Origin of the sequence: Eggerthella guodeyinii, from assembly GCF_009834925.2 — a bacterium.
GTDB classification, from domain to species: Bacteria; Actinomycetota; Coriobacteriia; order Coriobacteriales; family Eggerthellaceae; genus Eggerthella; species Eggerthella guodeyinii.
This window is the reverse complement of sequence record NZ_CP063310.1, coordinates 481686-500052: the sequence shown is the minus strand read 5'-3', so window position 1 is coordinate 500052 and position 18367 is coordinate 481686. Positions and strand designations below refer to the sequence as shown.

Below are 18367 nucleotides of genomic sequence, written 5' to 3'. Positions count from 1 at the left end.
CCATCCTCCCTCCCTCGGCTCCGGCGCATTCGCCTGAGAAGGCCCCTACCCGAACGCGTCCAGGTGGTCGAGGAGCTCTTGGCGGGAGTTCACGTCGAGCTTGCGGTAGATGTGGGTGGTGTGGGTCTTCACCGTGCCGGTGGTCACGAACAGGGCGTCGGCGATGTAGGGAAGCGTCCGGCCGCGCGCCAGGTAGCCCAGCACCTCGGCCTCGCGCTTCGTCAGGCCGTGGCTCTGCGCGAAGCGCGCCGCGCGCTCGAGCACGACGGACTCCGGGTCGGCGGCCACGGGCTCGCCCGGGTCGCCCGAGGGCTCGACGGGCGCCGACGAGTCGGCCGAGGAGCGCTCGCCCGCCGATTCCGCTTCGCCCGCGCGGCGCACCAACATGAAGAACAGCGCCAGCAGCCCCAGGCCACACATCACGTCCAGGACGAAATCGCCGGAGCCGAACAGGGCGTACACCTGCTTTCCCACCACGTTGCCGGCGAACACCACGCCCGAGATGAGCCCCTGCCCCACGCTGAACGACAGCAGCGGCGACAACCCCAGCTCCTGCGTGCTCTGGGTGATGACGAGGAACACGAGCACCTGGAGGAAGAACGCGCTGCCCTGCACGAGCGCTCCGCCCACGGGCACGGCCGCCGTCCCGAACACCATGATGGCCACGAGCCCCACCGCCGTGAACGTGACGGTGATGCGGTACACGCCGTCAACCGAAAACGACGCGCGGCGCGCGGTCAGGGGCACGAGCACCATGGTCGCGATGCTCGCGCACACCACGATGCCGCCGAAGAACAGGCTGTCCACTCCCGCATACGAGCGCCCCATCAGCACCGACGCCATGAGGTTGCCGATGAACGTGGCCGCGATCAGCACGCTGACGGCGCGCCACGGAAGCACGCGCGCCTCCCACGAGCCGGCCATCAACTCGCCGGGCGTCGCGGCCTCCCCGGCCGCCGCGCGCGAGGGGAACACCTCCGACGACAGCTCGTGGCGCATGGCCGCGTCGCTGCGCCACAGGGCCCAGGACGCCAGGGGCAGCGCGCAGACGAGCGCGATGCTCGCCGGACCGGGAATCTGCGCCACCACGAGGTACAACAGGTACGCCACCAGGAACGACAGCACCACGAGCGAGCGCATGCGCCGAGAGCCCAGCGAGTAGCGGGCGCCCCACGCCACGCCCAGCAGCATGACGGCACCGCCGTCAATCGCCCCGCAGGCCACGATCACGGCCAGCGCATCCGCGCGCACCGCCCACGCCAGCACGAGCGTGGTCAGCGCAACCAGTAGCGCCGCGACGAAGAAGGCCCCGCGCTTCACGATGAAGCGCCGCCAGCGCGACGCGAGCACCACGATGCCGGCACATACCAGCACCGAGGCCTGCGACGCGAAGAACCCGTACTCCAAGCCGATGCTCGCATCGAGGCCGCCGCGCTCGGGAAACAGCGCCGGGCTGAGAAAGCAGAGAAACCCCCACGCCCACAGCAGCGCCGAGCCTAAAACCACCCTCACGTTGTTCGCGCGCATCATGCGTCCCCTCCCCAACCTCGCGCATGCCCATCAGGTCGCTTACGGGTATCCTACCGCATGCGCGCTCGTCATGCCGCGACAACGAATGACGCTCACCTGGGAAAACGCAAAAATCTACCGTTTCGTCAGATGCGGTTCGACCCGCCGTTTGCCATGCTGCGATGCAAGGAAGCCGCGCCGAGGGGCACGAAGGGGCACGAGGCCGAGCACGTCGGCCGCCGCCGCGGCTTCAAGCGAACAAGGGAGGACCTCATGAACCAGCCTGACAAGAACACGATCAACCGCCTCAGCCGCCGCTCGTTTCTGACGGGAGCGGCCGCCACGGCCGGCCTCGCCGCCTTCGCGGGGCTCGCCGGCTGCGCGCCGCAGAACACCGCAGGCGATGCCGCGAACGCGGCAACCGCATCCGGCGCCTCGTCGTCCGGCAGCGCTCCGGCGGGCGCCATGCAGACCACCGACCCCGCCCAGGCCGTGTGGCCCGTGGTGGAAGAGGTGGAGGTGGGCGCCGCCGGCGAGGGCAAAATCGCCTTCGTGGCCGAGCCCATCGCCGCAAGCGACATCGTGGCCACGCACGACGTGGACGTGGTGGTGTGCGGCCTCGGCCCCGCCGGCGACGCGGCGGCGCTGGCCTGCGCCGAGCAGGGCCTCAAGACGGTGGCCGTGGAGAAGCAGACCACCGGCAACTACAACTCCGCCACCATCGGCGGCACGAACTCCAAGCTGCACGAGCACTGGGGCATGACCTACGACACCGACGCCTGGATCAGCGACGCCATGGTGGATTGTGCCTTCCAGGGCGACATGGAGCTGTACCGCCACTGGCTGGAGTCAAACGGTGAAGCCGTGGACTGGTACATCAGCCACTTCGACAACCAGAACCTCGACGACTACCCGCTGACGTTCGCCGCGGGCGACTTCCCCGACTTCCGCGACGAATGGGACCCCACGTCGCTGTCGCGCTCGTGGAACACGTCGCTCAACCTGCCCTACCCCGCCGGCGAGCTGGCCGGTATCCTCGCCGGCATCCTCGAGCAGGCCGGCGTGGAGATCCGCTACAGCTGCCCCGCCTGCCAGCTGGTCACCGACGACTCGGGCAAGGTGACGGGCGTCATCGTGCAGAGCGACCAGGGCTTTGAGCAGTACAACTGCGCGAAGGGCGTGGTGCTGGCAACCGGCGGCTACGAGTTCAACCAGCAGATGCTCAAGGAGCGCTGCCGCCCGCGCGGCGTGCCGGGCAGCTGGCTGACGGGCGCGTTTGGCAACACGGGCGACGGCCATCAGATGGGCCTGGCGGTGGGCGCCGCCGAGGACGAGTTCCCGCACGCCATCATGCTGGACCCCGAGCAGCTCATGCCGTATCTGCGCGTGAACAAGCTGGGCAAGCGCTTCACGCCCGAGTACGAGCCGTACGGCCACTTGGCACTGGCCATCCAAGCGCAGCCGGGCACGTACGACTTCTACGTGGTGGACAGCGCCATCGGCGAGAAGATCGACAAGATCTGGACGCCCAGCTCGTCGTGCTACGGCCCGAAGGAAGTGTGGACCGCGGCCGCCATGAGCGAGAAGGCCCTCAAGGCCGACACGCTGGAGGAGCTGGCGAAGCTCATGGAGGTGCCCGAGGACCAATTCACGGCCACCATCGAGCGCTGGAACGAGATGGCTGCCGCCGGCAAGGACGAGGACTTCAACTTCCCCGGCGAGATGATGATGACCATCGACACGCCGCCCTACTACGCCACGAAGGAGTTCGCCGACGGCCTGTGCACGGCGGGCGGCCTGCTGGTGGACACCGAGTGCCGCGTGCTGGACAAGGATCGCCAGCCCATCGACGGCCTGTTCGCCATCGGCCTCACGTCGGGCGGCATGTTCTTCAACACGTACCCGCACAACCTGAACTGCCTGAGCCACACCCGCAACTGCCTCATGGGCTACACCGTGGGCAAGGTGCTCGGCGGCAAGGCGTAACCTCGCCGCACCACCTCGCACCCGCATCCGCGGGTCCTCCCTCCCCGAGGCTCCCGCCGGCAGCACGCCGGCGGGAGCCTCCGAACAAGCGATCTACTTCGAGCCGCTCCAGCTTCCCGAGCCGGAGCCTTCGGCCGCGGCGGCAGCCGCCTCCTCCGCCGACTTCTCGGGCTGGGCCAGCGTCGCCTCCTTCACCGCCGCCGGCGTGGCGGCGTCGAATGCCGCGGCGCGGGCGGCGGCCAGGGCGTACGACGCCTGGACGAACGATATCTCCAGCGAACGCCCCTTGCAGCCGACGAAGCACTGGCCGCAGCTTTGACAGTTCTCGGGATACGCGATCACCGACTTCATCTCGTTCTCGTCGAAGCGGAACACGTCCATCGGGCACACGGTGACGCAGTTCTTGCACCCGATGCAGTTGTTCAAATCGTAGCGAATGACGCTCATCTCAAACCCCCTCCTTATTTCTTCCAGCTGCCGGACGACTCTTCTTCGGGCAAGCCCTTCGCCTTGGCCTCGCCGGGGAACCTCACGCCGTAGCGCGTGGCGTAGTCCTCGGAACGGTCGCCGGTCCACTCGTCTTTCACGGGAATCTTGTCCAGCGCCATCGAGCCGTCGTCGCCCTTCGTGATGGCGATGTAACACAGGTACGACTCGTCGTCGCGGTAGGGATAGTCGGAGCGGTAGTTCGTGCCGCGGCTCTCCTTGCGCTCCAAGCTGGCGCGCAGCTTCATCTCGGCGGACAGCACCTTGTGCTTCATCTCCAGGCACAAACGCTGCTGATGCGGGTTCGTGGCCTGCAGCTTGGGGATCACCTTGTCGCGCATCTGCTGCACCTGCACGAGCGCAGCGTTCAGCGATTCCTCGGATTTCGAGATGAGCACCCACCACGGCGCCATGATGGCGTGCAGCTGGTCGCGGGCCCAGTCGGGGCTGAAGCCCTTCTCCATGGCCAGCGGCGCCTCCACCTCCGCCGTCACGGCGTCGATCGTCTCCTGCGGCACCTTTGCCTCGGCGGCGCCGGCGGCGTACGCCGCGGCGGCCTTTCCTGCGATGTCGCCCTGGATGGACGTGAAGTTCGAGGTGAAGCCCACGCCCACCGGGTATGCGGAACCCGTGACCGCGCAGCCGTTGATGCCGTCGCCGGCCACCCACAGGCCCGGGATGCCCGTGGCGCCTTCGAGGTCGTCGAAGCCGCACCACACGCCCGACGAGAAATGGGAGCACATGCCCACCGCGGCGCCGTAGCAGTCGCCCTTCGGCTTGGGGCTCATCATCTTCCCGATGCGGATATCGTCGTCCTTGCCGCTCAGGCTGCCGCCGCGTCGCCCGATGTCGGCCGCCGCTTGGTCTTCGATGTTGGTGCCGTCGTTGGCGGCAAGGCCGTTGATGGTGTTGGTCACGCGACCCATGACCATGGTCTTCTCTTTCGTCTGCGCGTAGCTGACCGCCGTATCGGCCGTGATGTCGCCGCCACACAGCCAGATGTTCTCGAGCCAGTCCCACGAGTTGGTGACGAAGGAGTCGCCCGACGCGTACGACGCGGTCACGTGGAAGTCGTCGTACTCCTTGCCCACGATGGGAAGGCCCAGGTTGTAGGCGATGTACTCGCCATCGAACGTGTCGCCGCCCACCGGGTAGCCGGTGGGTTTATAGCACCCGCCGCCCATCGCCATGACGACGGACTTCGCGTGGAAGGTCATCACGGCGCCGCTGGGCACGTGGAAGCCCACGGCACCCGTCACCCGGTCGCCGTCGCGCGCCACGTCGACCACCATCGTGTAGCTGACCACCTCGATGCCGTTCTGCTCGAGCAGCGGCAGCCAACGCGCATGGCGATCCTTGTCGGCGAACGCCTCGTGGTAGCCCTGGAAGTCCAGGTCGTCCCAATACTCGGTGTCGACGCAGCGGTCGAACCGATCCATGAGGCCCCATCCCGCCAGGCGCTCGTACGCCTCCTTGGAATGGTCGATCCACATCTGGTACCAATCTTGGTTGCTCACGTATTCCGAGCCGATCATGATGCTTTTCTTGAACGCGTCGGCATCGTCGCCCATGTCGGGGTCGAACCACCGATGCGAGCTCGGCCAGGGCGACAGGCCCGAATAGCCCGGGCAGCCCTTGTCGACGAGCACCACGTTGGCGCCCGCTTCCTTCGCCGCCATCGCCGCGTTGAGCCCCGCGAACCCGCCGCCGATGACCAGCACGTCGCACTCGTACGTCGTGGTGTCGGGCGCGGCCGCTTCCGGCACGGGCAACTCGACCGTGGTGCGCGGCTCGCCGGTCGCGGCGTTCGCCTCGCTGCCGCTGGCGGTGGCTGCCGTCTGCGGCGCGCAGCCTCCGAGGGCCGCCATCATGCCCAGGCTGCCCGCGGCCAGGCCTCCGGTGCGCAGGAACGCGCGGCGCGACATGCCTTCGGGGGTGATCCCCATCCTCTTCTCGCTCATAGACCTCTCGCTTCCTCCCAAACCCCGCTCGGGGGCGTGTTTGCCGCCGAGGAAAGCGCGGGCGCGCCATCGGATCCGGCCGCGCCGCATGCGCCTCGGCACCGCGAGCATCCCGCAGAACGCGGCCTGCGCGCATCCTACGAAACGTATAAACGAGGTTGAAAAAGGGAAAGAAGAGTTGTACGAAACGTACAAAGGCCTGATGGGAAGCGAGTTGTCGGACGTTTGGACCTGCGGGCGACCATCGATCGTCGCGCCGTCATTGGACGCGGTACCCGTCGATCAGTGCGATGAGCTCCTGCTTGGAATGGATGCCCAGCTTGCGGTACACGTGCGACAGGTGCGCCTTCACCGTCGACTCGGACACGATGAGCGCCTCGGCGATCTTCTTCGCCGAGTAGCCGCGATACGTGTACACCACCACGTCCAGCTCGCGCTGCGTGACGTCGAACGCGCCCGTAGCCTCGCGACACAGGTTCTCCTGCCAGCTGTCGCCCTGGGCCTCGGCCTGCGTGGCCATGCGCCGCGAGAACGACACGAGCACGCCGATGCCCACCGCCGCCGCGGCGAACGCGCCCGTGGCCGCGACCGGCGTCACGAGCGGCAGCTCGGCCAGCAGGCCCAGCACGCCGCTGCGGTACATCACGTCGAGCGCGATGAACTGCGGCACCGCCAGCACGAACACGCCGAACAGCCCGAACACCAGCGGCGCCGACAACCTGCGCCGCGCCCCCTCGTACGCCAGCGTGGCCGCCAGCAGCACCTCCACGCCGTGCTCGGCGGCCACGAGGATGCGCTTGCACACCAGCACCCCGTCGCCCGCGGGATCGCCCAGCGTCACCATCAGCAGCGCGCCCATGTACACCAGCGTGAGAACCGCGATGGCCGTCACCACGTTCGAGAACGTCATGCCCTTGCGCGCGAACAGCCCGGCCAGAAAGCCCGTCACCGCAAGGCCGGCGAGCGCCGTCACCAGCTGCGGCATGAGGCCGAGGCTCCCGGCGCTCGACACGCCCGTCCCCATGGTGGTGAACGCCCGCACCGCCACCACGCCGAAGTAGATGAACACCGCGCACAGCGCGAGGACGCCCCACGGCAGCACCTTGAGCGAGGCGAAGCTGTGGGATGCGGGCTCGCGGTAGGCGCGGCGGGGGCCGAAGGCGAAGCAGATCGCCGACAGCGCGGGGCACGCGCACGAGAACAGGGCGAGGGCGCCGTTCCCGACGATCAGCAACAGGCTCCACATCAGGCTGAACAGGCAATACGACAGGCAGATGTACATCACGGAGCGCTCGATGCCCTGCGCGCTGGCGAACGCGAACCAGCTGATCGAGAACACGGCCACGTACAGCGCCACCAGCGAGATAGCCACACCGCTCGCAGCTTCGGAGAAGGTGCCGAACAGCGGCGAGCAGAACAGCATGACGCTTCCCGCCAGGCCCGCGGCGCCCGCGATGGCGCGGATGACGGGCAGATGGGCGTCCAGCTTCCCCATGCGCCCGCGCAGGGCGATGGCGATCGCCAGGAACAGCACGAGCATGATGGAGTACACCATGTGCTGGGCCGAGACGGCGCCCACGTTGGCACCGTCGAACTGGGGCGACAGGGAGAACGGGTAGTACGGGGACACGTGCACCGAGAACCACAGCAGCGCCATGCCCGCCAAAGGCACGACGTCGGCCTTGCCGAGCGTATGTTTCCCCTTGTTCCCTTCCATAGCTTTGCAGTATACCACCGCCACTTGCGTACCTCATGAGGTGAAACGTCCGAATGGCCTCGATGGCGCATTGACGCCAACAGCGTGCCCAGGGGGGGCGTGCCAAGAATGCGTGCCAACCCCCCCCCCGTCCCTTTGGCGCGAACACCTTTGGCACGAACAGGGTTCCCGAGTTATGCACCCTCGTGGCATCAAAAACCCTCCAAAAACGCCGGGTCCCTGAGTTATGCACCCTCCTGCACGCCTCTCACGCTATGCGATCAACTTGCGACCTGGGGATACGCCATACTCCCAATCATGAAGCACTTGCGCGAACGCGATTCGGCCTGCCAATGGGGTGCATAACTCAGGGACCCAGACGCGACGATGCCCCTTCTTCTCTTTGACGCACGGCTGACGCAACCGCAGCGCGTGAACGGGTTCGCGCGCTGCGGAATGTTGGATGGGTTTAGCTGTGGCAGGTGTGGCATTCGTAGACGCCGGCGTGATGGCAGCTTGCGCAGGCGTCGGCGGCGTTCTCGTCCGGCGTGGCCTCCTCGTGCATGGTGTGGCACTTGGCGCAGACGAGCTTGTCGTGCTCGCTGTTGCCGGGAAGCTCGTGCGGGTTGACCGTCAGGCCGTTATCGTCGGTGAGCACCGTGAGGTCGGCGGTTGCCGCAGCAACCTCGGCCTGGTCGTGGCACGACAGGCACGCCTCCTTCGACACGTCGGTTTTCTTGAGCTTCTTCGGCACCTGGTAGTCGTTCATGTCCACCTCGGCGTGCGCGCTTTCCAAGCCCGACGTGTCGGTGTGGCAGGATGCGCAGGCCAGGTCGCCGTGACTCGCGGATATCTCGCAGGCGGCGTTCGTCAGCGAGTCGCCCTCCGCCGTGTGGCACGTGGCGCACTCGGCGTCGGCCGTCCAGGTGAACGACAGGCCCGCCTGCTCGCTGGCGTTGGCTTTCGCCGCATCGCCCGCAGACTCCTGCGGCGCGCAGCCCGCCATGCCGAGCGCGCTCGCGCCCGCCACGAGGCTGATGGTCATCGCCAGCGCCGCGACCGTGCATACTCGTTTCTTCATGGGTCCTTCCTTCTTCCGTTGTCGCTAGGCCGCGATCTCGGCGCCCTCGAACGTGCCGGGCGCGGTTTCGAGGTAGTTCGGGTTGCTGCCGCCCGCATTGCCGGAGAACGTGGCGCCGTTGTTCGCCACCACGCCGCCTTCGCTGACGATGGCCGCCGCGTCGCCCGAAGCGGTGCACTGCGATATCTCGCTGCCCGCCTCCAGTGTGAGGTACGCGTCGGAGCCCACCACATACACGGCGCTGGCGCCGTTGGCCGCGTTGCCGCCGGTCAGCACCGCGCCTTCGTCGAGCGTCAGGCGGCCCAGGTCGGACACGAGCACCAGGGGGCTTTCGAGAGCCGCCGCGCTCGCGCCGTCGAGCACGACGTTCTTGAGCGTCACGAACCCGTCGGTGATCTGGAGCATGGGGCCCGCGTCCGCGTCGCCGCGCACGATGGAGAACGGGGCGTCGCCGTCGCTCTTCACCGTGATGGTGGTGCGGAAGCCCACCTTGGGCACGGTGCCGTCGGCCGACAGCGGCGCGTCGGCCAGCAGCGTGACCGTGCCGCCGCCGTTTTGGTTGGCCTGCTCGAGCGCCTCGCCGAAGGTCTTGAAGTACGAGGATATGTACTTGCAGGTCATACCCTGCTCGAGCGCCTCGGCGTCCTTGTCCTGCTTCTCGGTTTTCGCGGGCTTGTCGGCCTCGCTGGCCGCCTGATCCTGCGCGGCGGCCCCCGGCGCGTCCGCGGCATCGGTGGATCCGGCGCCCTGGTCGCTCGCGCAGCCCGCGAGGGCAACCGCCAGCAGCGCGGCGCACAGCAGCGCGCACGTTTTCTGGAACAGTGAGAGCTTCGTCAAAGTCATCGGAGCATCCTTTCAAAATCGCTCGCCTTGCCAGCGGGCTCCCGGGGAGGGAGGGAGCGGGAGCCGCCGGCAAGGGAGTTCGGGTAATGCGAGATCAGCGGGCTACTTTGCGTCCCACGGCTCAAGCGTCATGGCGTGCTGCGCGGCGATCATGCCCGACGACAGCGCTTCGAAGATGTTGCCCAGGCAGTACACGAAGCCGTTGAAGGAGCCGAACTCGCCGCAGTTGTACAGGCGCGGGATGGGCTCGTAGGCCGGCGACATCGTCTGGCAGTTCTGGTTGCGCACGGGGCCGCCCTGCGTGTTGATGCTGGAGAAGCCCAGCTCGATGGCGTAGTAGGGACCGTCGCCCAGCGGGAGCATGTGCTTGGCATCGCGCGCGAACTCGGGGTCTTCGCCCGCCGCCGCGTACTCGTTGTACTGCGCCACCGTGGCCTTGAGCGCTTCCGCGTCGATGCCGTTGATGGCCTCGTCGGCTGAACGGCAGGGACGCTCGGCCTTGATGTTGGCCGCCAGCTCCTCCAGCGTGTCGCCCTTGAAGATCCAGCCCTTGCTCACGGCGTCGTCGTTCGTGCCGAACTCGAACCACGGCTCCTCGGGATGGTGGTAGTTGTACACGCCGGCATACGTGTTGATGATCCCGGCGCGGCCGGAGCCTTCCCACAGCGGCTTCTCCTCGAAGAACGCCTGGTCGAACACCAGGAAGAACGGCAGATGGCGGTAGTCGCACGCCTTGGCGTCGAAGTCGAGGCCCGTGATGTGCTCCATGTCGTGGGCGCCGGTGCGATCCTCCTTCATGAAGCGCTTGCCGTTGTAGTCCACGATGAGGTAGTTGTACGGCTTGATGCCGTCCGTGGCGTCGGTGGAGATGGAGCAGTTCGCCTCCTCGGAGGGCTGCTTGAAGCACAGCGCCGCCCACTCGAGGCCGTGCATGTGCCACAGGTCGGCGCCCACGCTCTGCGCCAGCGCGAAGCCGTCGCCCTCGTTGTTCGGCGTGCCCCAACCGTACACGCGCACGCCGGGGTTGTTGTAGTTGTACTGGATCCACGGGTTGTTCTCGTAGCCGCCGCAGCACAGCAGCACGGCCTTGTTCGCCTTGTACGTGAGCTCTTCGCCGTCGGGGCCCTGCGCCACCACGCCGCAGACCTCCTTCGTGTGCGGGTTCTGGATGAGACGCGTGGCGCGGTTGCTGAGGCGCACGTCCACGCCGTAGCCCTCGGCCACCTCGTCGAGCTCCTCGAACAGGTACATGCCCACGATGCCGTCGCGGCCGGACACGTAGCCGCCCTGGTACTCCTTCGGGCGCTTGTGGCCGTCGTTGCTCTCGTCGACCCAGTCGATGTTGATGCCGTACTGCTCGCACCACGCGGGCAGCTGCTGGGACTTCTGCAGGAATTCCTTCATGTCGTCGTCGTTGCGCACGGTGCCGAACGCGCCGTGGTTGAACGTCTTCCACCACTCGTCGACGTCAACCTCGGCGCACGTGTGGATGTGGCCGCCCGAGCACCCCGTCGATCCGCCGTCGCGCTCGGCCGACTTCTCCAGCACGATGGCGCTCACGCCCGCGTCGGCCGCGGCGATGGCGGCGGTGGAGCCGCATCCGCCGTAGCCCACGATGATGAGATCGGCTTCGTCGGTCCACGACGACGGCATCCACTCTTCGCTTGCCGAGGCGCTCGAGCACCCCGCGAGCCCCACGGTGGCCACGCCGGCCGCTCCGGCCATCGCGAGGCCGGCACCTTTGAGAAAGCTCCTGCGGGAAAGATCGGTTTTCATGGTATCGCTCCTATCTCGTACCCTTCCTTGTGATCCGAGGCGGGGCGTCTCCTCGCCTCCGTCGCCCTCGGAACGCTTTCGATTCTTGCAGGGACGATCGGCAAAATCACTCCATGAACTGGGTGGGAGCTCTACCCGAAAGGTGTGGTTCTGGATTTCACCCCCGAATCAGGCCGTGCGACGGGGATGCGTTGGGTATGATGGCGGTGCGGCAGGGGAAGCCGGTATCGCAGGAGGGGGTCCGACGATATGACGAATATTCGCGCGCAGGTTTTCGGGTCGGCGGCGGCGCTGCCGCTGCTGGGGCTCAGCCTCATCTTCGCCTGGGTGTACGCGCCGCTGCTCGTGGGCGAGCAGTTCTATTTCTTCCATCATCTGGGGTTCGGCTGCACGCTGGTGGCGTTGGCGCTCGCGGTGTCGCTGCGCCCACAGCCGACAGCGGCGAGCGCGCGCGTCGTGTGCACGGCATCGCTGCTGGCCACGTGCGCCATGGGGCTCGTGCCGCTCGCGCTGTTCGTGCCGGGCTCCGCCAACGTCGCGTCCATCGTGGCGGGCGGCCTGCTCAGCGGCGCGGGCACCGCGTGGATCCTGGGGCGCTGGTTCTGCCTGTACTGCCGGTTCCGCACGGAGCTGGCCGTCAGCTACACGCTCATGGCGTTCTCGCTGTCGTCGTGCATCCGCTTCGCGCTCGTGCCGCTGTCGCAGCTCTCGCCGCTGGCGATGCTGGCCGTGCTGTGCGTGCTGCCGTTCTGCTCGCTGTTCCTGGCGAACCGCTGCGAGCGCGTGGACCCGGGCCCGCTCGCGCTGCGGAAATCGTACGACGTGACCGCCCCGGCCTCCGAGAAGCCGCCCTTTTCCGGCACGATGGGCTTCTTCGTGGAGATCGTCATCTACGGTCTCGTGTTCGGGGTGCTGCGCAACGGCATCTCGGAGTGGTCGAACGACTCGACGTCGCTGTACGTGGGCCACCTGTTCCGCATCCTGCTGCCGGTGCTGCTGCTGGCGTGGATCACCATCCCGCGCAGCGACGAGCGCAAGGAGCGCATCCTGCGCGGCGCGCTGCTGGCGTGCGCGTTCTGCGTGACCGTGGGCATCTTCTTCGGCGACTCGCCCACCGTGGTCATCTCGTCGCTGACGCTGGCGGCGCGCAACTTCGTGACCATCCTGCTGTACCTCATGCTGTACCGCACCATGCGCGATTGCGAGGCGCATCCGCTGGTGGTGTTCGGCATCGGGCGCGGCGTGTACGAGCTGGCGCTCACCGTGGGGCTGCTGCTGTTCAGCGTCACCGACGTGTCGTCGTTCATCGCCTCGATGCCCATCACCACGTTCTACTTCGTCATGACGTGCGTGCTGTTGCTGCTGCTCAACAGCTTCTCGCGCATCACGGCGGTGATCCGCCGCACCCCGCCGGCCGCCGAGGCCGCGCTGCACGATTGCTCGCTCGACGAGCGCTTCGCCGCCGTCGCCGCGCGCTACCAGCTATCCGAGCGCGAGACGGAGGTGATGCGCCTGCTGTGCCGCGGCCGCACGAAGCGCTACATCGCCGAGACGCTGTACCTGTCGGAAGACACCGTGCGCTGGCATTCCAAGCAGCTCTACCGCAAGCTGGAGGTGCACAGCAAGCAGGAACTCATCGACCTGGTGGGCATCGAATGACGAGGGGCCTCCACCGCGATTCGTCTACAGGGCGTGTTCGTACATGACGGCGGAGAGGCCGAGGAAGTCGTAGAACCCCTCGTAGATGCCGCAGTTCACGAAGCCGCACGATTCGTAGAGGTTCTGAGCGCGCACGTTGGTGGTGAACGTGTCGAGGCGCACGGCCTTCTTGCCGGCTGCGCGCGCGACGTCGATGCAGGCCTCCACCATGGCGCGCGCGAACCCGCGGCCGTGGTAGGCCGGCAGCGTGCCCAGCACGTGCACCACCAGCACCTCATCGGGTTCGGCCGTCACGCGCCAGGGCGCGCGCTCGTAGCCGGCATCGCCTTCGCCGTTCAGCACCATGGCCGACGCGATGCGCGGCGCGCGGCCCTCGCCCGCGCCGTCCGCGCCCGCATCCACGAGGCCCACGTACGCCTCGCCCGCCTCCACCGAGGCGCGCAGGAACGCCGGCGACGGGTGCACGCCGTGCTCCCAGCACACGTCGAAGTCGGTGTCGCGCATCTCGTCGATCATCTTCGTATAGAAGTCCATCACCTGGTCGAACTCGTCGACCCGCGCCTGCCTGATCGTCAACGTCGCCTTCGTCGCCATGCGTAGCTCCCTTCGTAGGGTCCGTGCTCCTTATGCAAAAAGAGCCCGCCTCCAAAGGAAGCGGGCTCTGCAGAAAACGTGCTGTTCGCGAACGCGATCCTAGCGCTTCGAGAACTGCGGGCGCTTGCGGGCCTTCTTCAGACCGTACTTCTTGCGCTCCACCATACGGGAGTCGCGCGTGAGGTAGCCGGCCTTCTTGAGCTCGCCGCGGTAGTCGCCAGCAGCCAGCAGCGCACGGGAGATGCCGTGACGCAGCGCGCCGGCCTGACCCGAGATGCCGCCGCCGTTGAGCGTGGCGATGACGTCGAAGTGATCCGTCGTGTCCGTCACCTTGAACGGGGTCAAGGCGTAGTTCACGAGCGCCTGGCGACCGAAGTACGCAAGGGCGTCGCGGCCGTTGATCGTAACCTTGCCGGTGCCGGGAACGAGGCGCACGCGAGCGACGGCGTTCTTGCGGCGGCCGGTGCCGTAGTACAAAGCTTCACCTGCCATGGGTTAACCCTCCATCTTGATCTCGCGAGGCTGCTGAGCCATGTGCGGATGCTCCGCACCGGTGTACACCTTGAGCTTCTTGCCCATGGCGCGACCGAGCGTGTTCTTCGGCAGCATGCCCTTCACGGCATGCTCGATGACGCGCTCAGGATGCTTGGCCATGGCCTCTTCGAAGGTCTCGGACTTCAGCCCGCCGGGGAAACCGCTGTGGCGGTAGTAGCTCTTCGACTGGGCCTTCGTGCCCGTCACGCGGATCTTGTCCGCGTTGATGATGACCACGAAGTCGCCGGTGTCGACGTGCGGCGTGTACTGCGGCTTGTGCTTGCCCTTGAGAATCTGAGCGGCCTTGGCAGCGACGCGACCGAGAACCTGGTTCTCAGCGTCGATCAAGACCCATTCGCGCTCAACTTCGTTGGGCTTCGCGTAATACGTCTTCACTATCTTCCTCCAAAAATCCTGTCCTACCCCGCCGTGCGGGGCGGGTCTCCGTCGCCTGTTGGCGGCTCGAACGATAACGGGCCGACCGCGATGCGGCGAATGATCGGTTTCAAAAGTGCAGGTCGATCGGATGCCGGGTTCCTACGCCGACGCACGATCTTGGGTCTGGACTCCCTCGCTCGCGCTTCCGCTTCTCACTGCATGCACGGGGCTTTCGAAAGCGAACCTTTGCATTGTATACGGGTGTTTCGCCAGAAGTCAACGGAAATCCTCCACGTTGCGCGCGATCTGCACAAAGAGTCCGAAGTCCCCAAGCCTCCCAAGCCCCACCAGTGAACGAATGTTTCACGTGAAACATTTGGGGTGGGACGCTGGGGCGGGCGGGCGCGAAAAAGCCCTGCGCCGGGAGGGAGGTGGCGCAGGGCTCGGAGAGGGTTGCAGGCTGAGCGCGCCGCAGACGCAAAACGCACGCGGGGCCACGGCGCGCGGGGGCGTCTCGCGGCCCGCGCGGCGCCGGGCGCTTACGCGCCGGCCAGCTCGTGGCCCAACAGGTAGCCGTAGGTGATGCAGCGGCCGTGACTGTTGCCGGCCACGTTGATGGGATAGTCCACGGCGCAGATGTCGCCCATCACGTTGCCGAGCGCGTACAGGCCCTCGATGGGCGCGCCCTCGGCGTCGAGGCACTGGAAGTCGTTGTTCGTGCGCAAGCCGCCGGGCACGGCGAGCAGCGCGGGGCCCACCTTGAGCGCGTAGAACGGCCCCTCTTTCACCGGCGTCAGGAACACGGGCTTCTTGTAGTAATCGGTGTCCTCGCCCGCCTCGCACATGCCGTTGTAGCGCTCCACCGTGGCCTTGAACGTGGCGGCGTCGCAGCCGATCTGCTTCGCCAGCTCATCGAGCGTGTCGGCCTGATAGGCGTTGCCGGCCTTGATGTACTCGGGAATCTGCGTCTCGAAGTACTGGGGCGCCAGCTCCAGGTCGCTGCCGTAGGGGCGGAACGAGTCCCAGAACATGCCGCCGCCGTAGGGCAGGCCGTTCACGAGGTCGGTCTTCCAGTTGGCGTCGAAGATGGACCACGCCTCGCCGTTCGGCTGGCGGTTGATGGCCAGCGACTTGCCCTGCACCCAGGTGTCCTCGCACATGAAGCGCTCGCCGTTGTCGTTCACGAACAGGAACGGGCCGTGGAACCAGCAGAACGCCTGCGGGTGCATCATCGTGGGCAGCGGCAGGTCCTGCAGCTGCGCGCCAACCCACATGCCCATCTTGTGGCCGTCGCCCGTGTTCACGCCCACGGGCGTGTACTGGCTGCGCGGCTGGCCGTACTCGGCGCAGATGGGGGCGTACGCCTTGCACATCTCGAGGTCGCCGCCGATGTCGCCCGTGCACAGCACCACGCCCTTGCTGGCGTTGTACTGCACGTAGCCGTCCTTGCCCTCGCAGATGCAGCCGGTCACCTTCGAGCCGTCCTTCACCAGCTGCACGGCCGGCGAATCGAACACGAATTCCGCGCCGTCCTTCACGGCATCGTTGTAGCACAGCTCGGCGCCGGCGAAGCCCGTCGAGGTGAGGCCGGCCTCCTCGGGGATCATGAGCATGTGGTAACCCGGCTGCTCGGCGTACACGTCGTCGTGGCTGTAGAACGCGCCCACCATCGCGGAGCCGCCCACGGCCTCGGCCTTGGCCAGCAGCCAGTTGGACGCCTCTTCGGAGCTGTTGAAGAACTTCACGATGAGGTCCTCGTTCGCGCGGCTCGCGCACTGGGCGATCCAGTGCTGCTTGGCGTTCACCTTGTCCACCTCGATGCCCAGCTCGTCCATGTAGTGCGAGTTGATGGCGCCGAAGCCGCCGCCGCGGCCGTTCCAGCTGGACGTCTTCTCGACGACGGTCACCTTGCCGCCCTTCTCGGCCGCCGCCGCGGCGCACGCGCAGCCGGCCAAACCGGCGCCGATGACGAGGATGTCGGTGTCCACCGTCGACGTGACGTCGGTGATGGGATCGGGAACCACTTCCCACGCGTACTGTGTCTCGCCGCCGGCCGCCGCGCTTCCGGCCGCGTCGCCGCCGGCCTTCGCGTCGCCTGCGCTCGCCGCGGGCGAGCAGCCGGCCAGGCCCGCGCCGGCGGCGACGGCCGCGGTGGCGCCCAGGCCCAGGAACGCACGGCGGGACAGCCCGTTCTTCATGATGTCGGTCATTGGAAACCCCTTCCCTCGATGAGCGGAATCCCTTGTTCCGCATAGCCCCATCCTGGTCGAACGGCCGCGCGCGGGCATCTGGCGAAGCGGCCCATTTTCGCCGAAACCCGCAACATGGGCCGTTGCGGCCCATGCCTCAACCAGGGTTCCCGCTTGCGCTCCCCCGCCTGTTTTGCTAGGTTTGAAGCGACGCGACGAGGGATGGGAATGGGGAGCGATGCGCACGAAACCGCAGGATGACGACCACGTTGGCTTCTCCGGCTGGCGCTTGCTGGGTTTGGGATTCTGGCAAGCCTGGTGGATGATCAGCATGTGCACCGACGTGCTGCTGCCCACCACCGACCGCTTCCCGTTCGCGGGCAACACCACGCTGTGGGTGCTCGTGCTGACCACCGTGGGCTACCTCGTGGTGGTGGCGCTCGCGCGGCGCCTTTCGCCGTTCCTCACGCATCGCGCAAGCTTCCTCGCTGCGGGCGGCCTGACCGCCGCGGGCACCGTGACGCTGCCCATCGCGCTGACGCTGGGCTCAGGAGCCGCGGGGTTCGCCTGGTTCCTTGCCGGCACCGTGTCGCTGTCGCTGGGCAACGCGCTGCTGCTCATCATGTGGGGCGAGCTGTGGAGCGCGCTGGCCACCGGGCGCGTCGGGCGGCACCTGTACGCGTCGTACACGTTCGCGTTCGTGCTGTTCTTCGTCGCGTACGCGCTGCCCGAGGCGGCGGCCGTGGCGTTCACGGCGGCGCTGCCCATCGTGTCGGCCGCGGTGCTGGTGGCCTGCAAGCGCGAGCCGCGCCGCGAGCCCTCGGTGCTGCCGCTCGACGTGCGCACCATCCCCGTGGGGCGCATTTTCGCCTGCATCCTCGTGATCAGCATCGTGTACGGGGCCTCGCAGGGCATGGTGAACACGTTCGCCGAGGGCGATGCCGCGTTCACCGCGAAGGCGCTGCTGCTGGCGGGCTGCGCGCTGGCCGCCATCACGCTGTCGATGGTGGTGGCGCCCTCGGCCGCCGAGCCCATCGCGCTGTACCGCCCGGTCATCCCCGCGATGGTGGCGGGGCTCATCCTGCTTCTGCTGCTGCCCGCGCCATACCGCTTCCTGGGCGCGGGGCTGGTCATCATGGGCGTGTACTGCCTCGACATGTTCATGATGTTGGTGTCCACCGACGTGGCGTTTCGCGGGCGCATACCCGTGGCGCTGTCGTTCGGCCTGGTCATCCTCTGCGCCCGCACCGGCACGCTCATCGGGTCGTTCGCCGCGGACCAGCTGCTGAACGCGGCGCTGTGGTCGGAGGCGCTGCGCTCCGAGGTGTTCCTCGTGGGCGTGCTGGCGCTCGTGCTGGTGGGCATGCTGTTCTTCACGCAAACCGACGTGCAGAAGCTCTACGCCACCTCGCGCGAGGAAACCGCCGACGCCAGCCTCGAGCAGAAGTGCGCCGCCATCGCGCGGATGTGCCGCCTGACGAACCGCGAGGCCGAGGTGCTCGTGCTGCTGGCCCGCGGGCGCACCGTGCGCTATATCTGCGACGAGCTGTCCATCGCGCAGGGCACCGCGAAGCACCACGTGAGCAACATCTACCGCAAGGTGGGCGTGTTCGACCGCCAAGGGCTGCTCGACACCATCGAGCAGGGCGGCGTGGGGAAGCCGGGCTGGGAGTAG

14 protein-coding genes are annotated in these 18367 nt (G+C 67.4%); 3 read left to right on the top strand and 11 right to left on the bottom strand.

Annotated features, from left to right (window positions below):
* Positions 1-45: 45 nt before the first annotated feature.
* Positions 46-1530, bottom strand: a complete 1485-nt coding sequence (locus GS424_RS02035; protein WP_160941980.1) for a helix-turn-helix transcriptional regulator — start codon at positions 1528-1530, stop codon at positions 46-48.
* A gap of 252 nt (positions 1531-1782) precedes the next feature.
* On the opposite strand from GS424_RS02035, the gene GS424_RS02030 reads away from it, so the two are divergent.
* Entirely contained in the window at positions 1783-3495 is a 1713-nt protein-coding gene (locus tag GS424_RS02030) for an FAD-dependent oxidoreductase (RefSeq protein WP_160941981.1), read from the top strand.
* A 93-nt stretch (positions 3496-3588) separates the two neighbouring features.
* Here the strand turns inward: GS424_RS02030 and GS424_RS02025 are convergent, their stop codons facing one another.
* From GS424_RS02025 to GS424_RS02000, 6 genes are all read right to left on the bottom strand, one after another.
* Positions 3589-3942, bottom strand: coding sequence for a 4Fe-4S dicluster domain-containing protein (locus tag GS424_RS02025; protein ID WP_160941982.1), 354 nt, complete (start codon positions 3940-3942; stop codon positions 3589-3591).
* 14 nt (positions 3943-3956) lie between these two features.
* On the bottom strand, positions 3957-5942 hold the full coding sequence (locus tag GS424_RS02020) for an FAD-dependent oxidoreductase (RefSeq protein WP_160941983.1): 1986 nt from the start codon (positions 5940-5942) through the stop codon (positions 3957-3959).
* Between the two features lie 259 nt (positions 5943-6201).
* Complete coding sequence (locus tag GS424_RS02015; protein ID WP_160941984.1) at positions 6202-7659, bottom strand: helix-turn-helix transcriptional regulator; 1458 nt, start codon at positions 7657-7659, stop codon at positions 6202-6204.
* 448 nt (positions 7660-8107) lie between these two features.
* Entirely contained in the window at positions 8108-8719 is a 612-nt protein-coding gene (locus GS424_RS02010) for a cytochrome c3 family protein (RefSeq protein WP_160941985.1), read from the bottom strand.
* Between the two features lie 24 nt (positions 8720-8743).
* Positions 8744-9562: a hypothetical protein gene (locus GS424_RS02005; RefSeq protein WP_160941986.1), complete on the bottom strand. Its 819-nt coding sequence runs from the start codon at positions 9560-9562 to the stop codon at positions 8744-8746.
* Between the two features lie 102 nt (positions 9563-9664).
* Positions 9665-11338 carry an FAD-dependent oxidoreductase gene (locus tag GS424_RS02000; RefSeq protein WP_160941987.1) on the bottom strand — a complete coding sequence of 558 codons (1674 nt, stop codon included), beginning with the start codon at positions 11336-11338 and terminating at the stop codon, positions 9665-9667.
* A gap of 249 nt (positions 11339-11587) precedes the next feature.
* On the opposite strand from GS424_RS02000, the gene GS424_RS01995 reads away from it, so the two are divergent.
* A complete protein-coding gene (locus GS424_RS01995; RefSeq protein ID WP_160941988.1) occupies positions 11588-12997 on the top strand; it encodes a response regulator transcription factor in 1410 nt (469 codons plus the stop codon).
* A 24-nt stretch (positions 12998-13021) separates the two neighbouring features.
* On the opposite strand, the gene GS424_RS01990 is transcribed toward GS424_RS01995, so the two are convergent.
* The 4 genes from GS424_RS01990 to GS424_RS01975 all read right to left on the bottom strand — a co-directional run bounded on the left by GS424_RS01990 (position 13022) and on the right by GS424_RS01975 (position 16713).
* On the bottom strand, positions 13022-13591 hold the full coding sequence (locus GS424_RS01990) for a GNAT family N-acetyltransferase (RefSeq protein WP_160941989.1): 570 nt from the start codon (positions 13589-13591) through the stop codon (positions 13022-13024).
* 99 nt (positions 13592-13690) lie between these two features.
* On the bottom strand, positions 13691-14083 hold the full coding sequence (gene rpsI / locus GS424_RS01985) for a 30S ribosomal protein S9 (RefSeq protein WP_015759927.1): 393 nt from the start codon (positions 14081-14083) through the stop codon (positions 13691-13693).
* 3 nt (positions 14084-14086) lie between these two features.
* On the bottom strand, positions 14087-14521 hold the full coding sequence (gene rplM / locus GS424_RS01980; RefSeq protein ID WP_015759926.1) for a 50S ribosomal protein L13: 435 nt from the start codon (positions 14519-14521) through the stop codon (positions 14087-14089).
* A gap of 521 nt (positions 14522-15042) precedes the next feature.
* Positions 15043-16713, bottom strand: a complete 1671-nt coding sequence (locus GS424_RS01975; protein ID WP_114518370.1) for an FAD-dependent oxidoreductase — start codon at positions 16711-16713, stop codon at positions 15043-15045.
* Between the two features lie 217 nt (positions 16714-16930).
* Here GS424_RS01975 and GS424_RS01970 point away from each other — a divergent pair, with 217 nt between their 5' ends.
* Entirely contained in the window at positions 16931-18367 is a 1437-nt protein-coding gene (locus tag GS424_RS01970; protein WP_160941990.1) for a response regulator transcription factor, read from the top strand.

Excerpts from the sequence above, each read along its gene's own strand:
- GS424_RS02035 (WP_160941980.1), bottom strand. The coding sequence starts at position 1,530 with ATGATGCGCGCGAACAACGTGAGGGTGGTTTTAGGCTCGGCGCTGCTG.
- GS424_RS02030 (WP_160941981.1), top strand. The coding sequence starts at position 1,783 with ATGAACCAGCCTGACAAGAACACGATCAACCGCCTCAGCCGCCGCTCG.
- GS424_RS02025 (WP_160941982.1), bottom strand. The coding sequence starts at position 3,942 with ATGAGCGTCATTCGCTACGATTTGAACAACTGCATCGGGTGCAAGAAC.
- GS424_RS02020 (WP_160941983.1), bottom strand. The coding sequence starts at position 5,942 with ATGAGCGAGAAGAGGATGGGGATCACCCCCGAAGGCATGTCGCGCCGC.
- GS424_RS02015 (WP_160941984.1), bottom strand. The coding sequence starts at position 7,659 with ATGGAAGGGAACAAGGGGAAACATACGCTCGGCAAGGCCGACGTCGTG.
- GS424_RS02010 (WP_160941985.1), bottom strand. The coding sequence starts at position 8,719 with ATGAAGAAACGAGTATGCACGGTCGCGGCGCTGGCGATGACCATCAGC.
- GS424_RS02005 (WP_160941986.1), bottom strand. The coding sequence starts at position 9,562 with ATGACTTTGACGAAGCTCTCACTGTTCCAGAAAACGTGCGCGCTGCTG.
- GS424_RS02000 (WP_160941987.1), bottom strand. The coding sequence starts at position 11,338 with ATGAAAACCGATCTTTCCCGCAGGAGCTTTCTCAAAGGTGCCGGCCTC.
- GS424_RS01995 (WP_160941988.1), top strand. The coding sequence starts at position 11,588 with ATGACGAATATTCGCGCGCAGGTTTTCGGGTCGGCGGCGGCGCTGCCG.
- GS424_RS01990 (WP_160941989.1), bottom strand. The coding sequence starts at position 13,591 with ATGGCGACGAAGGCGACGTTGACGATCAGGCAGGCGCGGGTCGACGAG.
- rpsI (WP_015759927.1), bottom strand. The coding sequence starts at position 14,083 with ATGGCAGGTGAAGCTTTGTACTACGGCACCGGCCGCCGCAAGAACGCC.
- GS424_RS01975 (WP_114518370.1), bottom strand. The coding sequence starts at position 16,713 with ATGACCGACATCATGAAGAACGGGCTGTCCCGCCGTGCGTTCCTGGGC.
- GS424_RS01970 (WP_160941990.1), top strand. The coding sequence starts at position 16,931 with ATGCGCACGAAACCGCAGGATGACGACCACGTTGGCTTCTCCGGCTGG.